Below are 20814 nucleotides of genomic sequence, written 5' to 3'. Positions count from 1 at the left end.
TATAATTTTATAGGATCGCTTTTTTATTATAGAGAACTTACTTTTTTAGAAAGGCGAGACTTTTGACGGTCACCTGTATTTCTGTGGATTATACCTTTTTGTACTGCTTTGTCAATATGCTTTGTCGTTGTTTTTAATGCTGCTTTAGCATTTTCAACATCGTTAGCTTCAACTAGGCTTTCAACGCGTTTAATTTCTGAACGCATTGCAGATTTTTTGTTAGTATTGGCAGCATGTTTCTTTTCGTTTACACCAACACGTTTAATTGCTGATTTAATATTAGCCATGTATTTCACCTCCTAGTAATGAACGTTATATTAATAATGTTCAATTATCCTCTTAAAGTTATCAGTATATTTTAATTCAACTTTCAGGTGGGACAAGATGTATTTTACCAAATAAAACCGATATTTTCAATAGAATTGTTATTCATTTGGTTATTTCGTATGAATTTTAGTAAATAGTCAATTCTAATATTAATGACCAAATGAAGGGAAGATGCGCAAATGGAGGAATTAAATAAAGCATTTCAGGTTCGAACAGATCTAGCTGTAGAAGCACGTGATATGTATACAGAAACAGAAAAAGTGACTAAGAAACAGAAAAGCGAGATAAAAGGCGTTACTTTTAAAGAGCGGAATGAAGACAATATAAAAATATCATATGTAGATATTGATGAAGAAGGCGGTAAGTTAATTGGCAAGAAACCGGGAAATTATGTCACGATATATGCAGATGGAGTAAAGAGGCAGGATACTGCTAGACAGGAAGCTGCAGCGAAAATACTTGCCAAGGAACTGGAAGACCTGTTATCACGTAATAATATTCCGGTAGATGGATCTGGATTAATTGTTGGGCTTGGTAACTGGAATGTCACACCAGATGCACTTGGGCCGATGACAATTGAGAAAGTACTTGTTACAAGCCACTTATTTAAACTTCAGCAGGAGACCGTTGCAGACGGATATCGTCAGGTTGCTGCAGTAACACCTGGTGTAATGGGGGTTACGGGGATAGAAACAAGCGATATTATTTTCGGGATAGCAGAGAAATACAAGCCTGATTTTGTCATTGCAATCGATGCACTTGCATCCAGGTCTATCGAACGGATCAATGAGACGATACAACTATCTGATTCTGGCATCCATCCTGGCTCTGGTGTAGGCAATAAACGAAAAGAAATTAGTAAAGAAACACTTGGAGTACCGGTTGTTGCAATTGGTGTACCGACAGTAGTTGATGCAGTAACTATCGCTAGTGATTCGATTGATTATCTATTGAAGCATTTTGGTCGTGAATGGAATGAGAAAGACAAACCTTCCAAATCATTAACACCGGCCGGGATGTCATTTGGAGGTAAAAAGCTTACGGAATCAGATCTTCCAGATAAAGAGAAGAGAGAAACTTTTCTTGGTATTGTAGGTTCCTTATCCGAGGATGAAAAAAGGCAATTAATAACAGAAGTTCTGACACCTATTGGACATAATTTGATGGTTACACCAAAAGAAGTGGATGGGTTTATGATTGATATGGCAAACCTTCTTGCAAATGGTGTTAATGCTGCATTACACCAGAAGGTAGATGTTGATAACTTTGCTTCCTATTCCAGGTAGCTTTATTTAGCTCTATTAAAGGCTCTATTTTTTCAAATACATGGTTCTAGTTTCTCCCGTCAGCTCATAGATTTTAAAAAGAGTTGACCGTGGAAAGGTGGGATCATGTATTTTTATGAATAAAAAACACCTGAAAAGCAATGTTCAAGTTGTATCAAAAAGAAGTGGACTATATTTGTTCAGTATTGTTGTTCTATTTGTATTTATCGGTTTACTAACAACGATACAACCAGCATATCGTTTTTCATCCAATTTAATAACCGAATGGACAAGGGATATTGATGGTTTTGTGTTTTATAATATTTTGGGTATGGAGAATAGATCCTTCAATGGGGCTTTTCCAAAAGATTATCAATTACCGGGAGTCTCAGAAGTGCTATTTCAAATTGCGACTAATTTAAAACCGAATGATCCAAGAAGCTTATTGGGAAATGAACTACCAGGATTTTCAATTTATGACAGTCGTATCCTCATTGCCGGAGAAGGTACAGACTACACGAACCTTCCGATCGAATCATATCCACCTCTCGAGGAAGTGTTAAAAGATCGTAAAGCAATTATGGATGAAGAAGCGGAAAAGCCGATTAAAGATATAAAAGAAAAAGTTCAACAAACAACAGGTGAACGTGATGTCGTATTTATTTATAATACACATAATCGGGAATCGTTCTTACCCAATTTGCCTGATACAACAGATCCTAATTCAGCACTTCATTCCGAAATTAACATAACTAAAGTCAGTGATAGACTTGCAGAATCGTTAGAAGGAAAAGGTATAGGGACACAGGTCGACAATACGGATATAGGTAGTGTTCTAGATGAAAAAGGCTTGGAGTATCGGCAATCCTATGATGCATCGAGGGACGTTGTAGAAGAAGCGATTGCAACAAATGGTGAGATACAATACGTGTTTGACCTTCATCGAGACTCACAGAGAAAAGACGTGACAACGAAAGAAATTAACGGTGAATCCTACGCCAGAATTATGTTTGTAGTTGGAATGGATCATACAGGACATGAGAAAAACCTGGAAGTAGCTACAGAATTAAATAATCTAATTGAGGAAAAATATCCTGGTTTGAGTAGAGGGCTTCTACCTAAAGGTGGTTCAGGAACAAATGGCGTATTTAATCAAGACCTTTCAGAAAATTCTATCCTGATAGAATTCGGGGGTGTTGACAACACGATGGAAGAACTTTATCGGTCAGCAGATGCACTTGCGGAAGTTTTCAGTGATTATTATTGGGATGCAGAAGCAGTACAAGCAAACCCATAGGAGGTAGCGAACGATGCGATTATTTGTTGTTTTACTGCTAATGGCAGTGTTCTTTCTATCTGGTACCGTATTCGGAATGAACCAGGAATCTTCCCCAGTAGTTGAAGTTACCGAGGAAATTGCAGTGGAGGAGGAAACCGTACCTGTACCGGAAACTGAACACACCCCTGTGAGTCAGCCGGCTGTCGATGAAACCTCGTCAATTCATGGTGCACAAAAAACTGCTTCAGTATTGGAAGCCGGGGTCAAAGGTTTTTTTGAGCTTTTGATGCAAGTGATGTATCAGATTGCCCAACTTTTTTTCTGATTTATTATGTTTGAACTCCCATATGAATAGTAAACATAGAGGGAATAATATTTATTAATTGAATATAACCGCTGCTATTGCTATAATCAACCCTAGTATAGACGTCTTAAATTTTGAAAACTTTTATCTTTTAGATAGGTGAAAGACTGTGGGAGTGAACATCAGGAATGGTGAAAAAACAACGTAAAGTACGTAACTTTTCGATTATAGCGCATATTGATCACGGAAAATCAACATTAGCTGATCGTATTTTGGAAAATACACAAACAGTTACAAAACGAGAAATGAAAGAACAGCTTCTTGATGGAATGGATTTAGAACGTGAGCGAGGAATCACAATAAAACTCAATGCTGTTCAGCTTGCATATACAAGCAATAGTGGTGAAGAGTTTATCTTTCATTTAATAGATACACCAGGACACGTCGATTTTACATATGAGGTATCGAGAAGTCTTGCCGCATGTGAAGGAGCTATTCTAGTAGTCGACGCTGCACAGGGTATCGAGGCACAGACCTTGGCAAATGTATATTTAGCAATGGAAAACGAGTTGGAAATCATACCGGTTATTAATAAAATTGATTTACCGAGCGCAGACCCGGAGAAGGTAAAAAAAGAACTGGAAGATGTGCTTGGCATTGATGGTGAAGATGTCATTCTGGCATCAGCGAAAGCAAATATCGGTATCGAAGAAATCTTGGAAAGGATCACTGAAGTTGTGCCTGAACCACCCGGTGATCCAGAAGGCCCTTTAAAAGCACTTATATTTGATTCTTTATATGATTCCTATCGCGGCGTCATTGCCTATGTTTGTATTAAAGAAGGTTCTGTTAAAGTTGGTGACAAAATAAAGATGATGGCAAACGGAAAAGAGTTTGAAGTAAATGAAGTAGGGGTCTTTTCACCAAAACCTGTACCTAAAGGTGAGTTAGTTATTGGTGATGTAGGTTATATTACTGCTTCTATAAAAAATATTGGAGATACCAGCGTCGGGGATACGATTACACAAGCAAATAGACAGGCTAATGAGCCCCTTCCTGGGTACAGAAAGTTAAACCCTATGGTATTCTGTGGATTATATCCGGTTGAATCCAATGATTATAATGATTTACGTGATGCCTTAGAACGACTTGAATTAAACGATTCTTCGCTTCAATATGAGCCAGAAACATCCCAAGCACTCGGATTTGGATTTCGCTGTGGTTTTCTTGGATTACTTCATATGGAGATTATTCAAGAGAGAATCGAACGAGAATTTAGTATTGATCTGATTACCACTGCTCCAAGTGTAATATTTGAAGTGGAACAAACGAATGGAGAAGTAATTAGCATTGATAATCCATCCAAAATGCCAGATCCTCAAGTTGTTCAAGAAGTTCGTGAACCATATGTGGAAGCAACGATTATGGTACCAAATGATTATGTTGGTGCAGTAATGGAAATTTCTCAGAAAAAACGTGGAAACTTCGTTGATATGCAGTATCTTGATGATATACGTGTTAATGTAATTTATCATATCCCATTATCTGAAATTGTTTATGACTTTTTTGATCAATTAAAATCACAGACTAAGGGCTACGCTTCCTTTGATTATGAACTTATCGGTTACCAACCATCAAAACTTGTTAAAATGGATATTCTTCTTAATGCAGATTCGATTGACGCCTTATCCTTCATTGTTCATCGCGATTTTGCATACGATAGAGGAAAGCAAATTGTTGAAAAGCTGAAGAAACTAATTCCTAGACAACAATTTGAAGTGCCAATTCAAGCTGCAGTAGGTAATAAAATAGTTGCCAGGTCAACGATTAAAGCTGTTCGGAAAGATGTTACGGCGAAACTATATGGTGGTGACATTTCACGTAAACGTAAGTTGCTTGAGAAACAAAAAGAAGGTAAAAAACGGATGAAGATGGTTGGCTCTGTTGAAGTACCTCAAGAAGCATTTATGGCTGTTTTGGAAATGAATGACGATTAAGTTTTAGAAATTAAGGTTTATCGTCAAGCCTTAGTGTATGAAAGAAGGAAGAACTTGAATGCATTTATTTGCGGGATAGTTTTTCCTTTTTGTATTTATTAAAGGAGGGAAACATAGATGAACAAGGTCCAATCGGTGTATATTCACATCCCATTTTGCAGGCAAATTTGTCATTACTGTGACTTTGTTAAGTTTTTCTATAATGAGCAGTTAGCGACTGAATACATAGAGGCACTTATTAATGAAATGAATGTTTTATTACCTGGGGCAAATCATAAGATGTCTACAATATATATTGGAGGTGGTACGCCAACAGCTCTAAATCTCGTGCAATTAGAAACATTACTCAGCTTCCTAAATGAGAAGTTTGATATTGCGGGATGTGACGAATTTTCCATTGAAGTGAATCCTGGCGATATTGATGAACAGAAGACGCGTTTGTTGAAACATTATGGGATCAATCGAATTTCATTTGGTGTACAGGTTATGGATGATGAAATGCTTGAACAGCTTGGGAGAGTCCATCGTGTAAAAGATGTTTATGATACGGTCGATCTTTTGCAGAAACATCATTTTACAAATATTAGTCTTGATTTAATATATGCCTTACCACATCAAACGGTTGAACAGTTTAATAAATCACTACTGGAGGCATTGTCATTTGGACTTCCGCATTATTCCACTTATGCTTTGCAAATTGAACCGAAAACAATATTTTATCAGAAGCATAAAAAGGGTAAACTGCATAGACCTGCTGAAGATGATGAAGTGACCATGTACGAAATATTAAAAAGTACAATGAAATCACATGGAATCGAACAATATGAGATCAGTAACTTTTCTGTGCCGGGATTTGAAAGTAAACACAATCTTACTTATTGGAGCAACGGATATTATTATGGTTTTGGTGCAGGTGCCCATGGTTATTTACCGGGAAAACGAATAACGAATATTCGCCCATTGCCACTATATGTAAAAAAGGCAATGGAAACTGGCCGCCCGATTTTGGAGATTGATGAAATTTCCAAGAAAGAGCGAATAGAAGAAGAGATGTTTCTTGGACTACGAAAAATCAGAGGAATTGACAAAGCCCATTTTCACGAGAGGTTTGGATTTAGAGCAGAAGTGTTATATAAGAGAGAGATTGAGAAGCTAATTAAATCCGGTCTTCTTCATGAGAATGAGACAGCAATCCAGCTAACGGATAAAGGGTTACTTCTTGGAAATCGCGTATTTGAAAAGTTCCTATTGGATGAAGAATATGAAATATTGATAAAAAACAATAAAGCCTCGAGACATTCTGTTTGACAAAAAAATACGTATTTGATAATTTAATTATAGTATTAGCACTCACTTGGTTAGAGTGCTAACAGGAGTGATCATCATGTTAACAGAAAGACAACTTATTATTTTACAAGTCATAATTGATGATTTCGTTGATACTGCTCATCCAATTGGTTCAAGAGCGCTTTCCAAAAAGGATGATCTTCCTTACAGTGCTGCTACGATAAGAAATGAAATGGCAGACTTGGAAGATTTAGGTTTCCTGGAAAAAACTCATACTTCTTCTGGAAGAATCCCATCTGAAAAAGGATACCGTTATTATGTTGACCATCTGATTGGACCTAGCACTAAACAAAATGATGTAAGTATCATTAAGGATATTATTCAAGACGGATTTTTTGAATTCGAACAAATCGTTCAAATGTCTGCGGAAGTTTTGTCTAAACTTACAAATTATACGTCGATCATTTTGGGGCCTGAGATGTTTGAAACGACATTGAAACAGATACAGATTCTTCCACTTTCCAGTCGTACTGCTGTAGCTATTCTCGTAACAAACACGGGACATGTGGAGCATCGTTCTTTTACCATTCCGGAAAAGATAAATTCCTCTGATCTGGAAAAAATGGTCAATATAATGAACGATCGGTTAAAAGGGGTACCAATTATCAAACTTCAAGATGTACTGAGTACAGAGGTTTCCCAGTTGATGAAGCTGTACATCGATGACTTTGATAAATCTTTCGACTATCTAAAGGCATTTTTTGCAAATGACAACCCAGTCAAATTATATATTGGCGGGAAATCCAATATTTTATTGCAGCCTGAATTTAATGATGTTGAAAAAATCCGCTCTTTTTTTACAATGATGGAAAAAGAAGATGAAATAGCCAATATGCTGAAAAACAGCAAAAATGGAATTGAAGTCACAATTGGTAATGAGAATGAATCAGATGCCATCAAGGATTTAAGTTTGATCACTGCTTCCTATCATCTCGGTGGAGGGCATATGGGAACAATCGCATTGCTCGGTCCTACTAGAATGGAATACAAAAAAGTTATTTCTTTAATAAAAGGTTTATCTACGGAAATGACGGATGCATTGTATATGTGGTATAGAACGAACGATTAAAAAGTCCGGTAGTTCTCACAAACCGGTAATAGGCATGCATTGTAGTTTCTTTAATGACCTTTTCATGATATAGTCTTACATGGAATTTTTAAATGGAGGTGGCACATAGTGGAAAAACAAGAAAAAGATTTAAATGTTGAAGAAAACCTTCAAACAGAAGACGTAGAAGTTATTGATTCAACTAATAACGAAACAACAGAAGATGTCCAAAACGACACAATAGAAACTGAAATTAAAAAATTAACTGAAGAAAAAGATGAAGTTTATAACAGACTTCTTAGACTTCAGGCTGAATATGATAATTTCAAAAAACGGTCCCAGAAAGAAAAAGAGGCTGATCGTAAATATAAATCACAGGATTTAATCAATGAGCTTCTTCCTGCCTTGGATAATTTTGAAAGAGCATTGCAGGTTGAAGTAACTGAAACTAATTCCAGTCTAATTGATGGGATTACAATGGTATATCGCCAGTTGCAGGACGCGTTAAAATCTCAAGGTGTTGAAGTAATTGATTCCGAGGGTCAATCATTTGATCCGAATTTGCATCATGCTGTTATGCAAATGGAAGATGATGAAAAAGAACCCAACACAGTTGTAGAAGAACTGCAAAAAGGGTACATGCTTAAGGACCGAGTAGTTCGTCCGGCTATGGTAAAAGTAAATAAATAATTGGAAAAGAAGTTGAAGGAGGAAATGGTTTATGAGCAAAATTATTGGTATTGACTTAGGAACAACGAATTCATGTGTGGCAGTAATGGAAGGTGGGGAAGCGGTAGTTATCCCAAACCCGGAAGGTAATCGAACAACACCATCTGTTGTTGCATTTAAAAATGGGGAAAGACAAGTAGGAGAAGTTGCCAAACGTCAGGCTATCACAAACCCAAACACAATCCAATCTGTTAAACGTCATATGGGGACAGATTATAAAGTGAAAGTTGATGACAAGGAATATACACCGCAGGAAATTTCTGCAATCATTCTTCAATATATTAAATCATATGCAGAAGATTATATTGGTGAAAAAGTTGAAAAAGCTGTCATTACGGTACCTGCATATTTTAACGATGCAGAACGTCAGGCAACTAAAGATGCAGGTAAAATCGCTGGTCTAGAAGTAGAACGTATTATTAACGAGCCTACTGCAGCAGCGCTTTCATATGGTATTGATAAAGATGATCAGGATCAAACCATTCTTGTATACGACCTTGGTGGCGGTACATTTGATGTCTCCCTTCTTGATATCGGTGATGGTACATTTGAAGTAGTAGCTACTGCCGGTGATAACCGTCTTGGTGGGGACGACTTTGATGAAGTGATTATTGACCATATGGTTAAGGAATTCAAAAAAGAAAATGGAATTGATCTTTCTAAAGATAAAATGGCAATACAACGTTTAAAAGATGCTGCAGAGAAAGCGAAAAAAGATCTTTCAGGTGTTAGTCAAACACAAATTTCTTTACCATTTATCACTGCTGGTGAAGCAGGTCCATTGCACTTGGAGATGAATCTGACACGTGCAAAATTTGATGAATTATCTTCTGATTTAGTTGAACGTACAATGATTCCTACGCGTAAAGCATTATCAGATGCAGGATTGTCAAAAAGCGACATTCATAAAGTGATCCTTGTAGGTGGTTCAACACGTATTCCAGCGGTACAGGAAACAATCAAAAAAGAACTTGGCCAGGAACCTTCTAAAGGGGTTAACCCAGATGAAGTTGTTGCATTAGGTGCAGCAATCCAAGGTGGCGTATTGCAGGGAGATGTAAAAGACGTTGTATTGCTAGACGTTACACCACTTTCTCTAGGTATTGAAACAATGGGTTCGGTATCTACCAAATTAATCGAACGTAACACTACAATCCCAACTAGTCATTCACAAGTGTTCTCAACTGCAGCAGATAATCAAACGGCTGTTGATATCCATGTCCTGCAAGGTGAACGTGAAATGGCGGCAGATAATAAAACATTAGGACGTTTCCAATTGACAGATATTCCGCCAGCACCAAGAGGGGTGCCGCAAATTGAAGTATCCTTTGATATTGATGCTAACGGCATTGTAAATGTGCGCGCGAAAGATCTTGGCACAAACAAAGAGCACTCTATTACAATCAAATCTTCTTCAGGTCTATCTGACGAAGAAGTAGAAAAAATGGTTCAGGATGCAGAAGAAAATGCTGATGCTGATAAAAAACGCCGTGAAGAAGTGGAATTGCGTAATGAAGCAGACCAACTAATCTTTACGACAGATAAAACAATTAAAGATCTTGGTGAAAAAGTTACCGAAGACGATAAACAAAAGGCCGAAGCTGCTAAAGAAGAACTTAAAGCTGCAATAGAAGCCGATGATATCGATCAAATTAAGGAAAAGAAAGACGTATTGCAAGAGCAAGTACAACAACTTTCTGTCAAATTGTATGAGCAAATGCAACAAGATGCGCAAGCTGGAGAAGATCAAGAAGCAAACGGTGCCGATGATGTAGTTGATGCAGACTACTCTGAAGTAGATGACGACAAAGATAAGAAGTAACCTGAAATAAAAAATAAATGCTATACCCTAGAAGTCAAAGTCAGGATTCTCTTGACTTTGACTTTTTATCTTCATTTGCTATTAGTAAATAATTGATGATATGATAAAACCTATGCTATAGTGTGTCGGGAGAGTGATGGAAGTTGAGTAAACGAGATTATTATGATGTCCTCGGTGTTGATCAAGGTGCATCAAAAGAAGAAATTAAAAAGTCATATAGAAAACTGGCAAGACAATACCACCCAGACGTAAATAAAGAAGAGGGTGCAGCAGATAAATTTAAAGAAGCAAAAGAAGCATATGAAGTATTAAGTGATGAACAAAAACGTGCACAATATGATCAGTTTGGCCATGCAGGTGCTAGCGGTCAGGGATTTGGCGGCGGCTTCGGTGGTGGCGCCCAAGACTTCGGTGGCTTTGGTGACATATTTGATATGTTTTTCGGTGGTGGCGGACGTTCAAGAGATCCAAACGCCCCACAACAAGGTGCAGACCTTCAATATACCATGGTGCTTGATTTTGAGGAAGCAATCTTTGGAAAAGAGACAGATATTAATATTCCAAAAGAGGAAACATGTGATACATGTAGTGGATCTGGTGCAAAGCCTGGAACAAAAGTGGAAACATGTTCTCACTGTCAAGGCTCAGGTCAGCTAAACGAAGAACAAAACACCCCATTTGGCCGTGTTGTCAACCGCAGAGTTTGTCACCATTGTAGTGGATCTGGTAAAATGATTCCAGAAAAATGTAATACATGTGGTGGTTCAGGAAGTGTTAGAAAGAATAAGAAAATCCATATTAATATTCCTGCAGGTATTGACGAAGGCCAACAAATCAGAGTATCTGGAAAAGGGGAACCTGGTAAAAATGGTGGACCTGCGGGAGATTTGTTTGTTCTCATTCAGATAAGACCACATGATTTCTTCGAACGTGAAGGAGACCATATTTTCTGTGAGTTACCTTTAACAATTACACAGGCTGCACTTGGTGACGAAATTGAAGTTCCTACAGTTCACGGGAAAGTAAAACTCAAGATCCCAGCTGGAACACAAACAGGTAAAACTTTCCGATTAAGAGGAAAAGGAGCGCCAAATGTCCGTGGCCGTGGACAAGGTGATCAACATATTAAAGTGAAGATAATGACACCTACTCAATTAACAGATCGACAAAAAGAACTTTTACGCGAATTTAATGAAATTGGTGGAAATGATTCAACGGATGAGCAGGATGGGAATATATTCCAAAAATTTAAAAAAGCGTTCAAAGGTGAATAACGATGTTGTGTTTCAGCATCGTTTACATATTAAGTAATCAATAGAATGGGTGAATAACGATGAAGTGGTCGGAAATTTGTATTCATACAACAAATGAAGCAATAGAACCAATTTCCAATATCCTGCATGAAACTGGTGCAAGTGGGCTTGTCATCGAAGACCCACTTGATTTGGTGAAAGTACGAGAAAATGTTTATGGAGAAATTTATGATTTGGATCCAAATGAATATCCAGTGGAAGGTGTACGGATTAAAGCCTATCTTCCAATGAACAGTTTTTTATCTGAAACCGTTAATCAAATAAAGATTTCCATCAATAACTTAATGACATATGATATCGACCTTGGTACAAATCAGGTTTCATTAAGTGAAGTGAATGAAGAAGAATGGGCAACAGCATGGAAAAAGTATTACAAGCCTGTGAAAATTTCCAAGAAGATAACAATCACCCCAACATGGGAGGATTATACTCCTTTATCCAGTGATGAAATTATTATTGAGCTTGACCCTGGTATGGCTTTCGGAACAGGCACACACCCAACAACTGTCCTTAGTATTCAGGCTTTAGAAGAATATTTAACGGAAAATGACCATGTAATTGATGTGGGCTGTGGATCAGGAGTGCTTAGTATTGCTGCTGCTAAACTGGGTGCAAAGGAAATTTTCGCTTATGATCTTGATGAAGTAGCCGTAGAAAGTACGAAGTTTAATGCAGAAGTAAATAAGCTTGATCAGCAAATTGTCGTCGAACAGAACAATTTGCTTAACAATGTAAACAAGAAGGCAGATATTATCGTATCGAATATTTTAGCTGAAATAATCGTACAGTTTGTTGACGATGCTTGGGATAATTTAGTGGATGGTGGATTGTTTATTACTTCAGGGATTATCCAAACTAAAAAACAGCTTGTTAAAGATAAACTAATCCAGCAAGGCTTTGAGATAATTGCTGTAAATGAAATGGAAGACTGGATATCCTTTGTTGCTAAGAAAAATTAAACTAAATCTATTTTAAAATAAAGTGGGTGCTTTATTTGCAAAGATATTTTATTTCCTCTTCTGAATTTAATGGTAATGATGTACAAATCATTGGAGATGATGTACATCATATTACCCGTGTCATGAGGAACGTAATCGGTGACCAAATCATTTGCAATAATGACCAGGGACAAGCTGCACGATGCCGTATTACAGAAATTGCTGAAGATCGTGTACATGTGGTTGTGGAAGAATGGCTGAATGAAATAGTAGAACTTCCCATTAACGTTACAATCGCCCAAGGAATACCAAAGGGTGATAAGTTTGAATTGATTTTGCAAAAAGGGACTGAGCTCGGTGCAACATCTTTTATTCCGTTCCAAGCTGAAAGGTCTGTTGCAGTATGGGATAATAAGAAACTTATAAAAAAGATGACGCGTTTTCGAAAAATTGTTAAAGAGGCCAGTGAGCAAAGTCACCGTAACAAAGTGCCAATTATTGACAAATCGATGTCAATTAAGGAATTGATAGAAGAAGGTAAAAAATATGATGTTGCCATTTTTGCATATGAAGAAGAAGCAAAAGTTAAAAGTCAAAATTTTTTTGGCACGATTATAGATAAGCTTTTACCAAGTCAGAATCTTATGGTTTGTATAGGTCCTGAGGGTGGGTTTTCGAAAAAAGAATCCGAACAGCTTAAAGAAAATGGTTTTCAACCTGTTCGGCTTGGGCCAAGAATCTTAAGAACTGAAACTGCTGCATTATATGTCCTGGCAAGTATTTCTTATCATTTTGAAGAATTGAGGTGTAATGGATGCCAACAGTAGCATTTCATACATTGGGCTGTAAGGTTAATCATTACGAAACAGAAGGTATATGGCGTATGTTCATGGATAAAGGCTATGAACGTGTTGATTTCGATCATGATTCAGATGTGTATGTTATTAACACATGTACCGTCACGAATTCGGGAGATAAAAAGAGCAGACAGACAATCAGACGTGCAATCCGAAAAAACCCTAATGCCGTGATATGTGTTACGGGATGCTATGCACAAACATCTCCAGGAGAAATAATGGAGATTCCAGGTGTTGATGTCGTTGTAGGAACGCAGGATCGTAAAAATATATTTACCTATATCGATAAACATAAACAAACAAAAGAACCAGTTAACGGTGTTTCCAATATCATGAAAAATCGTGTGTTTGAAGAAATGGATGTTCCTGTATTTACAGACCGCACGCGTGCATCGTTGAAAATTCAAGAAGGCTGTAATAACTTTTGTACATTTTGTATCATTCCATGGTCCCGTGGATTACTAAGATCCCGAGCTCCCGAGAATGTTATTGAACAGGCGCAAAAGTTAGTGGAAGCAGGTTATAAAGAACTAGTATTGACAGGTATTCATACTGCTGGTTATGGAGAAGATTTAAAAGACTACAATTTTGCTAAACTTTTAAGAGAACTGGAAACAGTGGAAGGTTTGGAGCGCATTCGTATTTCCTCGATTGAGGCAAGTCAAATTACAGATGAAGTTATTGATGTATTGGACAATTCCAAGAAAATTGTTAGGCATTTGCATATACCACTACAAGCAGGTTCCGACACTGTACTTTCAAGAATGCGAAGAAAATATTCTACGTGTTTTTATAAAGAAAAAGTTAATAAGATCAGACAAGCATTGCCAGGCTTAGCAATCACTTCCGATGTAATTGTAGGATTTCCTGGTGAAACAGAAGAAGAATTTATGGAAACATACGAATTCATTAAAGAAATTGGTTACTCTGAATTACATGTATTCCCTTTTTCGCGAAGAACTGGAACACCTGCAGCCAGAATGGATAATCAAGTGGAGGATCATGTTAAGGAAGATCGTGTACACCGTTTAATCACATTATCAGATCAACTTGCAAAGGTTTATGCTTCCCAATATGAAAACGACGTACTTGAAGTTATTCCTGAAGAACGGATTGTTGATAAGAATCACCCTGAGTTACTTGTTGGCTATACAGATAATTATATGAAAGTTCAATTTGAAGGAACAGCGGACATGATTGGAAAAATTGTACGTGTGAAAATTTCAGAATCCGGTTATCCATTTAACAAAGGGACATTTGTTAGAGTTATGGATAATGCAACACATTCAGGAGAAAAAGTTCATTAAATAAATTGCTCTACACAGGAAGGGAGATTCTCATGAGTAAGGAATTGGCTAAGTATATCGATCACACACAATTAAAACCTGATACAACGAAGGAAAAAATTAAACAGATTGTAGATGAAGCAAGGGAATATGAATTCGCTTCTGTCTGTGTAAATCCGCATTGGGTGGCATATTGCTTCGATCAGTTGAAAGATACGTCGGTAAAAGTTTGTACAGTCATTGGTTTTCCATTAGGTGCCACAAGTACTGCATCTAAAGTTTTTGAAACAAAACAGGCTATCCAGGATGGTGCAACGGAAGTGGATATGGTTATCAATGTTGGAGAACTGAAATCTGGCAATGATCAATTTGTTAAAGAAGATATTCAAGCAGTGGTAAATGCAGCAAAGGATAGCGCTTTGACCAAGGTAATTATTGAAACATCTTTACTTACGAATGATGAGAAGGTTCGTGCATGTCAACTGGCAAAAGAAGCAGATGCAGATTTTGTGAAAACATCCACTGGTTTTTCTGGTGGCGGTGCAACGCTTAGTGATGTGAAATTAATGCGCGAAACAGTTGGCCCTGCTATGGGTGTAAAAGCTTCTGGTGGAGTAAGAGACCTGGAAGCAACAAATGCTATGATTGAAGCTGGTGCAACTCGTATCGGTGCAAGTGCCGGGATCGATATTCTAAATGGAAATAAAGGTAGTGGCGAGTATTAAGAAAATCACCATATCAAAATAGATTCGATTATGTGCGAAATAATCGTTGACCTAAATGAAGGAATATATTATAATTTAGTAAGGCATGAAAAGGTAATATATGCCTGTATAAATTTGTTTTGTGCTTCGGAGGGAGGGAAATTAGCATGTCAAATACAACTCGCGTTCGTAAAAACGAGTCTCTTGAGGATGCTCTTCGTCGCTTTAAACGCAGTGTGTCAAAAAGTGGTACACTACAGGAATATCGCAAGCGTGAACACTATGAAAAACCTAGTGTTAAACGTAAGAAGAAATCTGAGGCTGCTAGAAAGCGTAAATTCTAAAGAGGGTGCAAGCGTATGACGTTACTTGATCGTCTGAATCAAGATATGAAGCAAGCGATGAAGAACAAAGATAAAGAAACCCTAAGTGTTATTCGCATGGTGAAAGCTTCCATACAGAATGAATTGATTAAGCTTGGTAATGATACTCTATCTGAGGACGAAGAATTAACCATTCTATCGAGAGAAGTTAAACAAAGAAAAGATTCCCTCCAGGAATTTAAAGCTGCTGGACGTGAAGACTTAGTTGATAAACTTGACAATGAATTGGTCATTTTACAAAAGTACTTACCGGAGCAGTTATCTGAAGACGAACTATCAGCAATCATTCAATCAACGATTCAGGAAGTTAATGCTACATCAATGAAAGATATGGGGAAAGTGATGGGTGCTGTAATGCCTAAAGTAAAAGGCAAAGCAGAAGGCTCTCAAATAAAAAATGTAGTGCAAAAGAAATTACAATAAGTTAAATGAAGGACTCCAGTCAATGTTGGCAGGAGTCCTTTATCTTTACCACTGGTCTAAGTTTATTTCAAAACGTGTACTACATGGTTTCTCTACCTTCGTGTTTTATGATACTATCTAATTATAACAACCACTTTTTCTAAAAATATGAAACCATTTACATGTCTCTTTCGTATAAGTATGTAACGGGCAGAGGGAGGTGAAACATTTTGTCGGGTAAACGGTTTACAACATACATAGTAATGATTACAGCCATCCTTCTGACATTATTTAATTTCTCTGATGATATAAGTGCACGTACCGCCACTACAGAGGAAGGAAGAGGGAATACCGTTTATGTTATACCGATAGAAAGAGAAGTTGAGCGAGGATTAGAAGCATTTTTAACTCGAACAACTACTGAAGCAATTGAAGATGGTGCAGATCATATCGTTTTTGAAATTGACACACCTGGTGGGAGAGTTGACTCTGCTGGTCAGATAGGGAGTCTGATACAAAGTTTAGAAATACCGACAACAGCTTATATTGTAAATGAAGCACTATCTGCAGGGTCATATATTGCACTATTTTCCGATAATATCTTTTTTAACCCGCATGCGAGAATGGGAGCAAGTGGCATCATTAATTCTGATGGAACTGCTGCAGATAAAAAGGCTCAATCAGCGTGGTTAGAACAGATGCGAAGTGCCGCAGAATCAACTGGAAGGGATCCGTTGTATGCGGCAGCGATGGCAGACAGCAGCATTAATCTTCCTGAATATGATGCACCCGAGGGAGAATTTTTAACATTAGGCCCATCTGATGCACTGGATGTCGGATATGCAGATGGAATTGTTAATGATCGGGTTGAGCTCTTATCCGAACTTGGCTTGTCAGAAGCTACTTTAGTTGAAACAGAACCAACAATTGCCGAGGAGGTTGCCCGGTTTCTAACCAATCCGGTTGTCATTCCTATTCTCCTATCGGTTGCAAGTCTTGGACTTATCGTTGAATTATACTCACCAGGATTTGGTATACCAGGTATAATGGGTCTTGTATCTTTACTATTATTCTTCTATGGTCATATTGTGGCAGGTCTTGCCGGTATGGAAGCTATTGTATTACTCTTACTGGGTATTATCTTGATTGTCGCAGAGTTGTTTGTTCCAGGAGGTATACTCGGTTTTCTTGGGATTGGGGCAATCGTTGTTTCATTGTTTCTGTCAGGATATGATATCGGCCATATGTCTATGAGTATTGGTATCGCATTTCTTGTGACATTGATTGCTGCCATCATTCTATTTAGAAGGATTGGACTGGATAAGGGTATTTTTCGCCACATTATTCTAAAGGATCGCACAACAACAGAGCAGGGGTATGTGTCTTCTGTGAATCGATTGGAACTTCTTGGCCTGGAGGGTAAAACAGTAACCCCACTTCGACCATCGGGTATTGGATTATTCGATAGCGAGCGAATTGATGTTGTGTCTGAAGGCGGTTTTATTGAAAAGAGTCAACTGATTAAAGTGGTCAAAGTAGAAGGTGTGCGTGTGATTGTAAGAGAAATACAATAATAAATGAAAAATTGGAGGAATTTGAATGTCGATAACAGATCTTATGCCGCTTATCATTATTGCGGTCATCTTAATTGCATTAGCAATTTTATTCACCTTTGTGCCTGTAGCACTATGGATTAGTGCTTTAGCAGCTGGGGTAAAAGTTAGTATCTTTACATTAATTGGTATGCGACTGCGTCGGGTTGTACCAAATAGAGTAATTAACCCGCTTATTAAAGCACATAAAGCAGGTTTGAATGTAAAAACAAATCAATTAGAGAGCCATTACTTAGCAGGTGGTAATGTTGATAGAGTAGTAAATGCATTAATTGCCGCTCATCGTGCTAATATTGAACTTCCATTTGAACGTGGTGCAGCGATCGATTTAGCTGGTCGTGATGTATTGGAAGCAGTTCAAATGAGTGTTAACCCTAAAGTCATAGAAACACCGTTTATCGCTGGTATTGCCATGGATGGTATTGAGGTAAAAGCATTGGCCAGGATTACTGTACGTGCTAATATTGACCGTCTTGTCGGTGGTGCGGGTGAAGAAACAATTATCGCTCGTGTTGGTGAAGGTGTTGTAAGTACCATTGGTAGTTCAGAATCTCATTCGAAAGTTTTAGAAAACCCGGATTCTATTTCCCAAAATGTTTTAAGTAAAGGTCTTGATGCTGGTACTGCTTTTGAAATCTTATCGATTGATATTGCAGATGTAGACATTGGTAAAAATATTGGTGCAATCCTGCAGACTGACCAAGCGGAAGCAGATAAAAATATTGCTCAAGCAAAAGCGGAAGAACGTCGTGCAATGGCTGTTGCACAAGAGCAAGAAATGCTTGCGCGTGTTCAGGAAATGCGTGCTAAAGTTGTGGAAGCAGAGGCAGATGTACCGCTCGCCCTTGCAGAAGCGTTACGTACCGGTAAAATGGGTGTAATGGATTATATGAATTACCAAAATATTGATGCAGATACAGATATGCGTGATACAATTGGTAAATTATCTAAAGACAACAAGGAAGATGATCAAAATTAATCATAATCATCTTGATAAAGGAGGATTCTGATGGATTGGATTTTTGATAACCTATTTATCATCATTATTATTGTTTCAGGGCTTATAGGCTTTTTTAGAAATAATGACAGTGAGGAAAAGAAAAAGGAAACGACCAAACCAGTTCCTCCTAAGTCTGTTAGAATTCCGAATACACCGCCTATAAGAAGGGAACAACCAAGAGCTGAACGTAAAGTTTATAAAGAGCGTCCGACGAAGCCTACTGTCTCAACTGCATCGATTGAAGAACAGCAGAAGGTCCAAATGGAAAGATTGGCGGGTAAAAACGGTGCCATCACTGATTCTCTAGAAAATCTGACAGGTCAGAATTCTTTAGGAAACAGTCTCAATGAACAAACAGAGAATTCAGCAATGAAGAAAGAAAGTTTGAGAAAGCAAGTAACTAGTAATTTGGGAGCACAAGGGCTTGTTAACGGCATTATTATGTCTGAGGTCCTTGGAGCGCCAAGAGCAAAGAAACCGTTCAAAACGGTATTGCAAGGTCGAATAAGATAATGGAAAATTGCCATTCAGGTAAAAGTTAATTCTTTTACTTGGATGGCTTTTTTATTTTAGGAGTGCTTCATAAAGGAAAATACCAAATTATGTTCTTATATTTCCATCCCTTTCATAAATATATATGTGAGGGGGGATCATCATTGGCTAATTGGCAACAACGTTTTCGTTCCTTATTAATTGAACAATTCTCTCTTCCTTCTGATGTTATTCTCGAGATGCCCAGAATAACCATTATTGGGCATATTCACTTTTATATAGAGAATCATCAAGGGTTGGTAACCTATTCTGATAATGAATTGAAATTGAAAATAAATAAAGGTTATGTCCAGATAAAAGGTTCTTCTTTTGTATTAAAAATGATGTTACCAAAGGAAATCATGCTTGAGGGAACTATTTCAGAAGTAAAATTATTAATCGATTGAATCGAATTATAAGGGGGATGCTATAATGCTATGAAGTATAGTCAAGGATCTAAAGTGACAGGATATGTAACTATTTTAGTTAAAGGTACTTCTCCAGAATTGTTTTTCCAAAAATGTGCGAGTGAAGGTATAACTGTCTGGAATGTAAAAAAGAAGAGTGCGGAATTATGCGTAGGAGATATAAGCTTATCTGACATTAAGCAAATGAAAAAAGTGAGAAGAAGAACGATATATAAGGTCAGTTTTACTGATAGAAATGGTTATCCCTTTTTATTAAACCGTTTTTTGAAAAAGAGACCATTACTTCTGGGTTTATTTATTAGTATTCTTTTTTTTCTACTATTATCGAATATTATTTGGGAAGTCCGCATTACAGGTGTTCCGAAAGATATTGAAGAAAAGATAGATAACCAGTTGTCAGCTTATGGCGTGCATCCTGGAGCATGGCTATTTTCTCTGGATACTCCAACTGAGATCCAACAAAAATTAATCCAAGATATTCCCGAACTTTTATGGGCAGGTGTAGATCAAAAAGGGACAACCTTCTATCTGGAAGGTGTTGAAAAAGTTATTGTACAGGAAGCAGACCCCGCACAGCCGAGAAATCTGGTTGCATCGAAAAAAGGCGTTATTACGAAAATATATGTTTCAAAAGGGACTCCAATGGTAGCGATAAATGATTATGTAGAACCTGGCGATATCCTTGTTTCAGGTGATCTGAATAATACAACTGAAACAGATTCAGAGGAAAATGAAGATGAAGAAGAAGAAGTGAAGATTGCACCAATCGCAGCAGAAGCAGAAATTAATGCAAATACATGGTATGAGGTTTCGTTGACTATTCCACTTGCGTATAATTATGAGCAGCTTACAGGAAATAAAGAACGAAAATTGTATTTGAAAACTGGGGATTTCCAGTTGCCGATTTGGGGATTTGGAGATCCAGAATATGATGAAATTCACAGAGAAATGACTGAAAATAAAATTAATTTTTTGAAATGGGAACTGCCACTAACAATAGTAAAAACCGTGTTAAGTGAGAAGGAGTATCTGGAAGAAAAAAGGACCAAAGAGGAGGCAATAGAAGTGGGAATTGAACAAGCAGTCCTGGAACTTAAGCAGAAACTAGGCCCAGATGCCAAAATATTGTCTGAAAAAGTTTTGCATGAATCTGTTGACCATGGTAAAGTAAAATTAAATCTATATCTTTCGGTAGAAGAAAATATAGTAAAGCAAGAACCTATAGATCAAGGAGATTGATT

General features: G+C 37.5%; 21 protein-coding genes. 20 read left to right on the top strand and 1 reads right to left on the bottom strand.

Features of this window, described 5'->3' with window-relative positions; all coding sequences use genetic code 11:
* Nucleotides 1-26 precede the first annotated feature (26 nt).
* Entirely contained in the window at nucleotides 27-287 is a 261-nt protein-coding gene (gene rpsT / locus BV906_RS01670; protein ID WP_087971730.1) for a 30S ribosomal protein S20, read from the bottom strand.
* A gap of 219 nt (nucleotides 288-506) precedes the next feature.
* Here rpsT and gpr point away from each other — a divergent pair, with 219 nt between their 5' ends.
* The 20 genes from gpr to yqfD all read left to right on the top strand — a co-directional run bounded on the left by gpr (nucleotide 507) and on the right by yqfD (nucleotide 20812).
* Nucleotides 507-1613, top strand: a complete 1107-nt coding sequence (gene gpr, locus BV906_RS01665) for a GPR endopeptidase (RefSeq protein WP_087971729.1) — start codon at nucleotides 507-509, stop codon at nucleotides 1611-1613.
* Between the two features lie 115 nt (nucleotides 1614-1728).
* Complete coding sequence (gene spoIIP / locus BV906_RS01660; RefSeq protein WP_087971728.1) at nucleotides 1729-2889, top strand: stage II sporulation protein P; 1161 nt, start codon at nucleotides 1729-1731, stop codon at nucleotides 2887-2889.
* 13 nt (nucleotides 2890-2902) lie between these two features.
* On the top strand, nucleotides 2903-3196 hold the full coding sequence (locus tag BV906_RS01655; RefSeq protein ID WP_087971727.1) for a hypothetical protein: 294 nt from the start codon (nucleotides 2903-2905) through the stop codon (nucleotides 3194-3196).
* Nucleotides 3197-3363: 167 nt separating this feature from the next.
* Nucleotides 3364-5172, top strand: coding sequence for a translation elongation factor 4 (lepA, locus tag BV906_RS01650; protein WP_087971726.1), 1809 nt, complete (start codon nucleotides 3364-3366; stop codon nucleotides 5170-5172).
* A gap of 117 nt (nucleotides 5173-5289) precedes the next feature.
* Complete coding sequence (gene hemW, locus BV906_RS01645) at nucleotides 5290-6480, top strand: radical SAM family heme chaperone HemW (protein ID WP_087971725.1); 1191 nt, start codon at nucleotides 5290-5292, stop codon at nucleotides 6478-6480.
* 76 nt (nucleotides 6481-6556) lie between these two features.
* Entirely contained in the window at nucleotides 6557-7588 is a 1032-nt protein-coding gene (hrcA, locus tag BV906_RS01640) for a heat-inducible transcriptional repressor HrcA (RefSeq protein ID WP_087971724.1), read from the top strand.
* A gap of 105 nt (nucleotides 7589-7693) precedes the next feature.
* Nucleotides 7694-8257: a nucleotide exchange factor GrpE gene (gene grpE / locus BV906_RS01635; protein WP_087971723.1), complete on the top strand. Its 564-nt coding sequence runs from the start codon at nucleotides 7694-7696 to the stop codon at nucleotides 8255-8257.
* A 31-nt stretch (nucleotides 8258-8288) separates the two neighbouring features.
* Nucleotides 8289-10118 (top strand): molecular chaperone DnaK, encoded by a 1830-nt coding sequence (gene dnaK / locus BV906_RS01630; RefSeq protein WP_087971722.1) that lies wholly within the window; start codon nucleotides 8289-8291, stop codon nucleotides 10116-10118.
* A gap of 143 nt (nucleotides 10119-10261) precedes the next feature.
* Nucleotides 10262-11392, top strand: a complete 1131-nt coding sequence (gene dnaJ, locus BV906_RS01625; protein ID WP_087971721.1) for a molecular chaperone DnaJ — start codon at nucleotides 10262-10264, stop codon at nucleotides 11390-11392.
* Nucleotides 11393-11451: 59 nt separating this feature from the next.
* Nucleotides 11452-12390: a 50S ribosomal protein L11 methyltransferase gene (gene prmA, locus BV906_RS01620; RefSeq protein ID WP_087971720.1), complete on the top strand. Its 939-nt coding sequence runs from the start codon at nucleotides 11452-11454 to the stop codon at nucleotides 12388-12390.
* Between the two features lie 35 nt (nucleotides 12391-12425).
* Nucleotides 12426-13196, top strand: coding sequence for a 16S rRNA (uracil(1498)-N(3))-methyltransferase (locus tag BV906_RS01615; protein ID WP_087971719.1), 771 nt, complete (start codon nucleotides 12426-12428; stop codon nucleotides 13194-13196).
* Nucleotides 13184-14533, top strand: a complete 1350-nt coding sequence (mtaB, locus tag BV906_RS01610; RefSeq protein WP_087971718.1) for a tRNA (N(6)-L-threonylcarbamoyladenosine(37)-C(2))-methylthiotransferase MtaB — start codon at nucleotides 13184-13186, stop codon at nucleotides 14531-14533. The genes BV906_RS01615 and mtaB overlap by 13 nt, the downstream gene beginning before the upstream one ends.
* Before the next feature lie 32 nt (nucleotides 14534-14565).
* Complete coding sequence (gene deoC / locus BV906_RS01605) at nucleotides 14566-15237, top strand: deoxyribose-phosphate aldolase (RefSeq protein WP_087971717.1); 672 nt, start codon at nucleotides 14566-14568, stop codon at nucleotides 15235-15237.
* A gap of 146 nt (nucleotides 15238-15383) precedes the next feature.
* Nucleotides 15384-15560 (top strand): 30S ribosomal protein S21, encoded by a 177-nt coding sequence (rpsU, locus tag BV906_RS01600; RefSeq protein ID WP_010650937.1) that lies wholly within the window; start codon nucleotides 15384-15386, stop codon nucleotides 15558-15560.
* 15 nt (nucleotides 15561-15575) lie between these two features.
* Nucleotides 15576-16022, top strand: a complete 447-nt coding sequence (locus tag BV906_RS01595; protein ID WP_087971716.1) for a GatB/YqeY domain-containing protein — start codon at nucleotides 15576-15578, stop codon at nucleotides 16020-16022.
* A 206-nt stretch (nucleotides 16023-16228) separates the two neighbouring features.
* Complete coding sequence (locus BV906_RS01590; RefSeq protein ID WP_245843834.1) at nucleotides 16229-17575, top strand: NfeD family protein; 1347 nt, start codon at nucleotides 16229-16231, stop codon at nucleotides 17573-17575.
* A 25-nt stretch (nucleotides 17576-17600) separates the two neighbouring features.
* A complete protein-coding gene (floA, locus tag BV906_RS01585) occupies nucleotides 17601-18593 on the top strand; it encodes a flotillin-like protein FloA (RefSeq protein WP_087971715.1) in 993 nt (330 codons plus the stop codon).
* Nucleotides 18594-18623: 30 nt separating this feature from the next.
* Entirely contained in the window at nucleotides 18624-19127 is a 504-nt protein-coding gene (locus BV906_RS01580) for a hypothetical protein (RefSeq protein ID WP_087971714.1), read from the top strand.
* A 143-nt stretch (nucleotides 19128-19270) separates the two neighbouring features.
* A complete protein-coding gene (yqfC, locus tag BV906_RS01575; protein ID WP_087971713.1) occupies nucleotides 19271-19552 on the top strand; it encodes a sporulation protein YqfC in 282 nt (93 codons plus the stop codon).
* A 30-nt stretch (nucleotides 19553-19582) separates the two neighbouring features.
* Nucleotides 19583-20812: a sporulation protein YqfD gene (gene yqfD, locus BV906_RS01570; RefSeq protein WP_087971712.1), complete on the top strand. Its 1230-nt coding sequence runs from the start codon at nucleotides 19583-19585 to the stop codon at nucleotides 20810-20812.
* Nucleotides 20813-20814: the final 2 nt, after the last annotated feature.

This window comes from Oceanobacillus rekensis (assembly GCF_002153375.1).
Classification (GTDB): Bacteria; Bacillota; Bacilli; order Bacillales; family Amphibacillaceae; genus Oceanobacillus; species Oceanobacillus rekensis.
This window is presented reverse-complemented; position numbering and strand designations above follow the sequence as displayed.

Bases quoted from the DNA above. Each gene is read 5' to 3' on its own strand.
- rpsT (WP_087971730.1), bottom strand. From the start codon at position 287: ATGGCTAATATTAAATCAGCAATTAAACGTGTTGGTGTAAACGAAAAG.
- gpr (WP_087971729.1), top strand. From the start codon at position 507: ATGGAGGAATTAAATAAAGCATTTCAGGTTCGAACAGATCTAGCTGTA.
- spoIIP (WP_087971728.1), top strand. From the start codon at position 1,729: ATGAATAAAAAACACCTGAAAAGCAATGTTCAAGTTGTATCAAAAAGA.
- BV906_RS01655 (WP_087971727.1), top strand. From the start codon at position 2,903: ATGCGATTATTTGTTGTTTTACTGCTAATGGCAGTGTTCTTTCTATCT.
- lepA (WP_087971726.1), top strand. From the start codon at position 3,364: ATGGTGAAAAAACAACGTAAAGTACGTAACTTTTCGATTATAGCGCAT.
- hemW (WP_087971725.1), top strand. From the start codon at position 5,290: ATGAACAAGGTCCAATCGGTGTATATTCACATCCCATTTTGCAGGCAA.
- hrcA (WP_087971724.1), top strand. From the start codon at position 6,557: ATGTTAACAGAAAGACAACTTATTATTTTACAAGTCATAATTGATGAT.
- dnaK (WP_087971722.1), top strand. From the start codon at position 8,289: ATGAGCAAAATTATTGGTATTGACTTAGGAACAACGAATTCATGTGTG.
- prmA (WP_087971720.1), top strand. From the start codon at position 11,452: ATGAAGTGGTCGGAAATTTGTATTCATACAACAAATGAAGCAATAGAA.
- mtaB (WP_087971718.1), top strand. From the start codon at position 13,184: ATGCCAACAGTAGCATTTCATACATTGGGCTGTAAGGTTAATCATTAC.
- deoC (WP_087971717.1), top strand. From the start codon at position 14,566: ATGAGTAAGGAATTGGCTAAGTATATCGATCACACACAATTAAAACCT.
- rpsU (WP_010650937.1), top strand. From the start codon at position 15,384: ATGTCAAATACAACTCGCGTTCGTAAAAACGAGTCTCTTGAGGATGCT.
- BV906_RS01595 (WP_087971716.1), top strand. From the start codon at position 15,576: ATGACGTTACTTGATCGTCTGAATCAAGATATGAAGCAAGCGATGAAG.
- floA (WP_087971715.1), top strand. From the start codon at position 17,601: ATGTCGATAACAGATCTTATGCCGCTTATCATTATTGCGGTCATCTTA.
- BV906_RS01580 (WP_087971714.1), top strand. From the start codon at position 18,624: ATGGATTGGATTTTTGATAACCTATTTATCATCATTATTATTGTTTCA.
- yqfD (WP_087971712.1), top strand. From the start codon at position 19,583: ATGAAGTATAGTCAAGGATCTAAAGTGACAGGATATGTAACTATTTTA.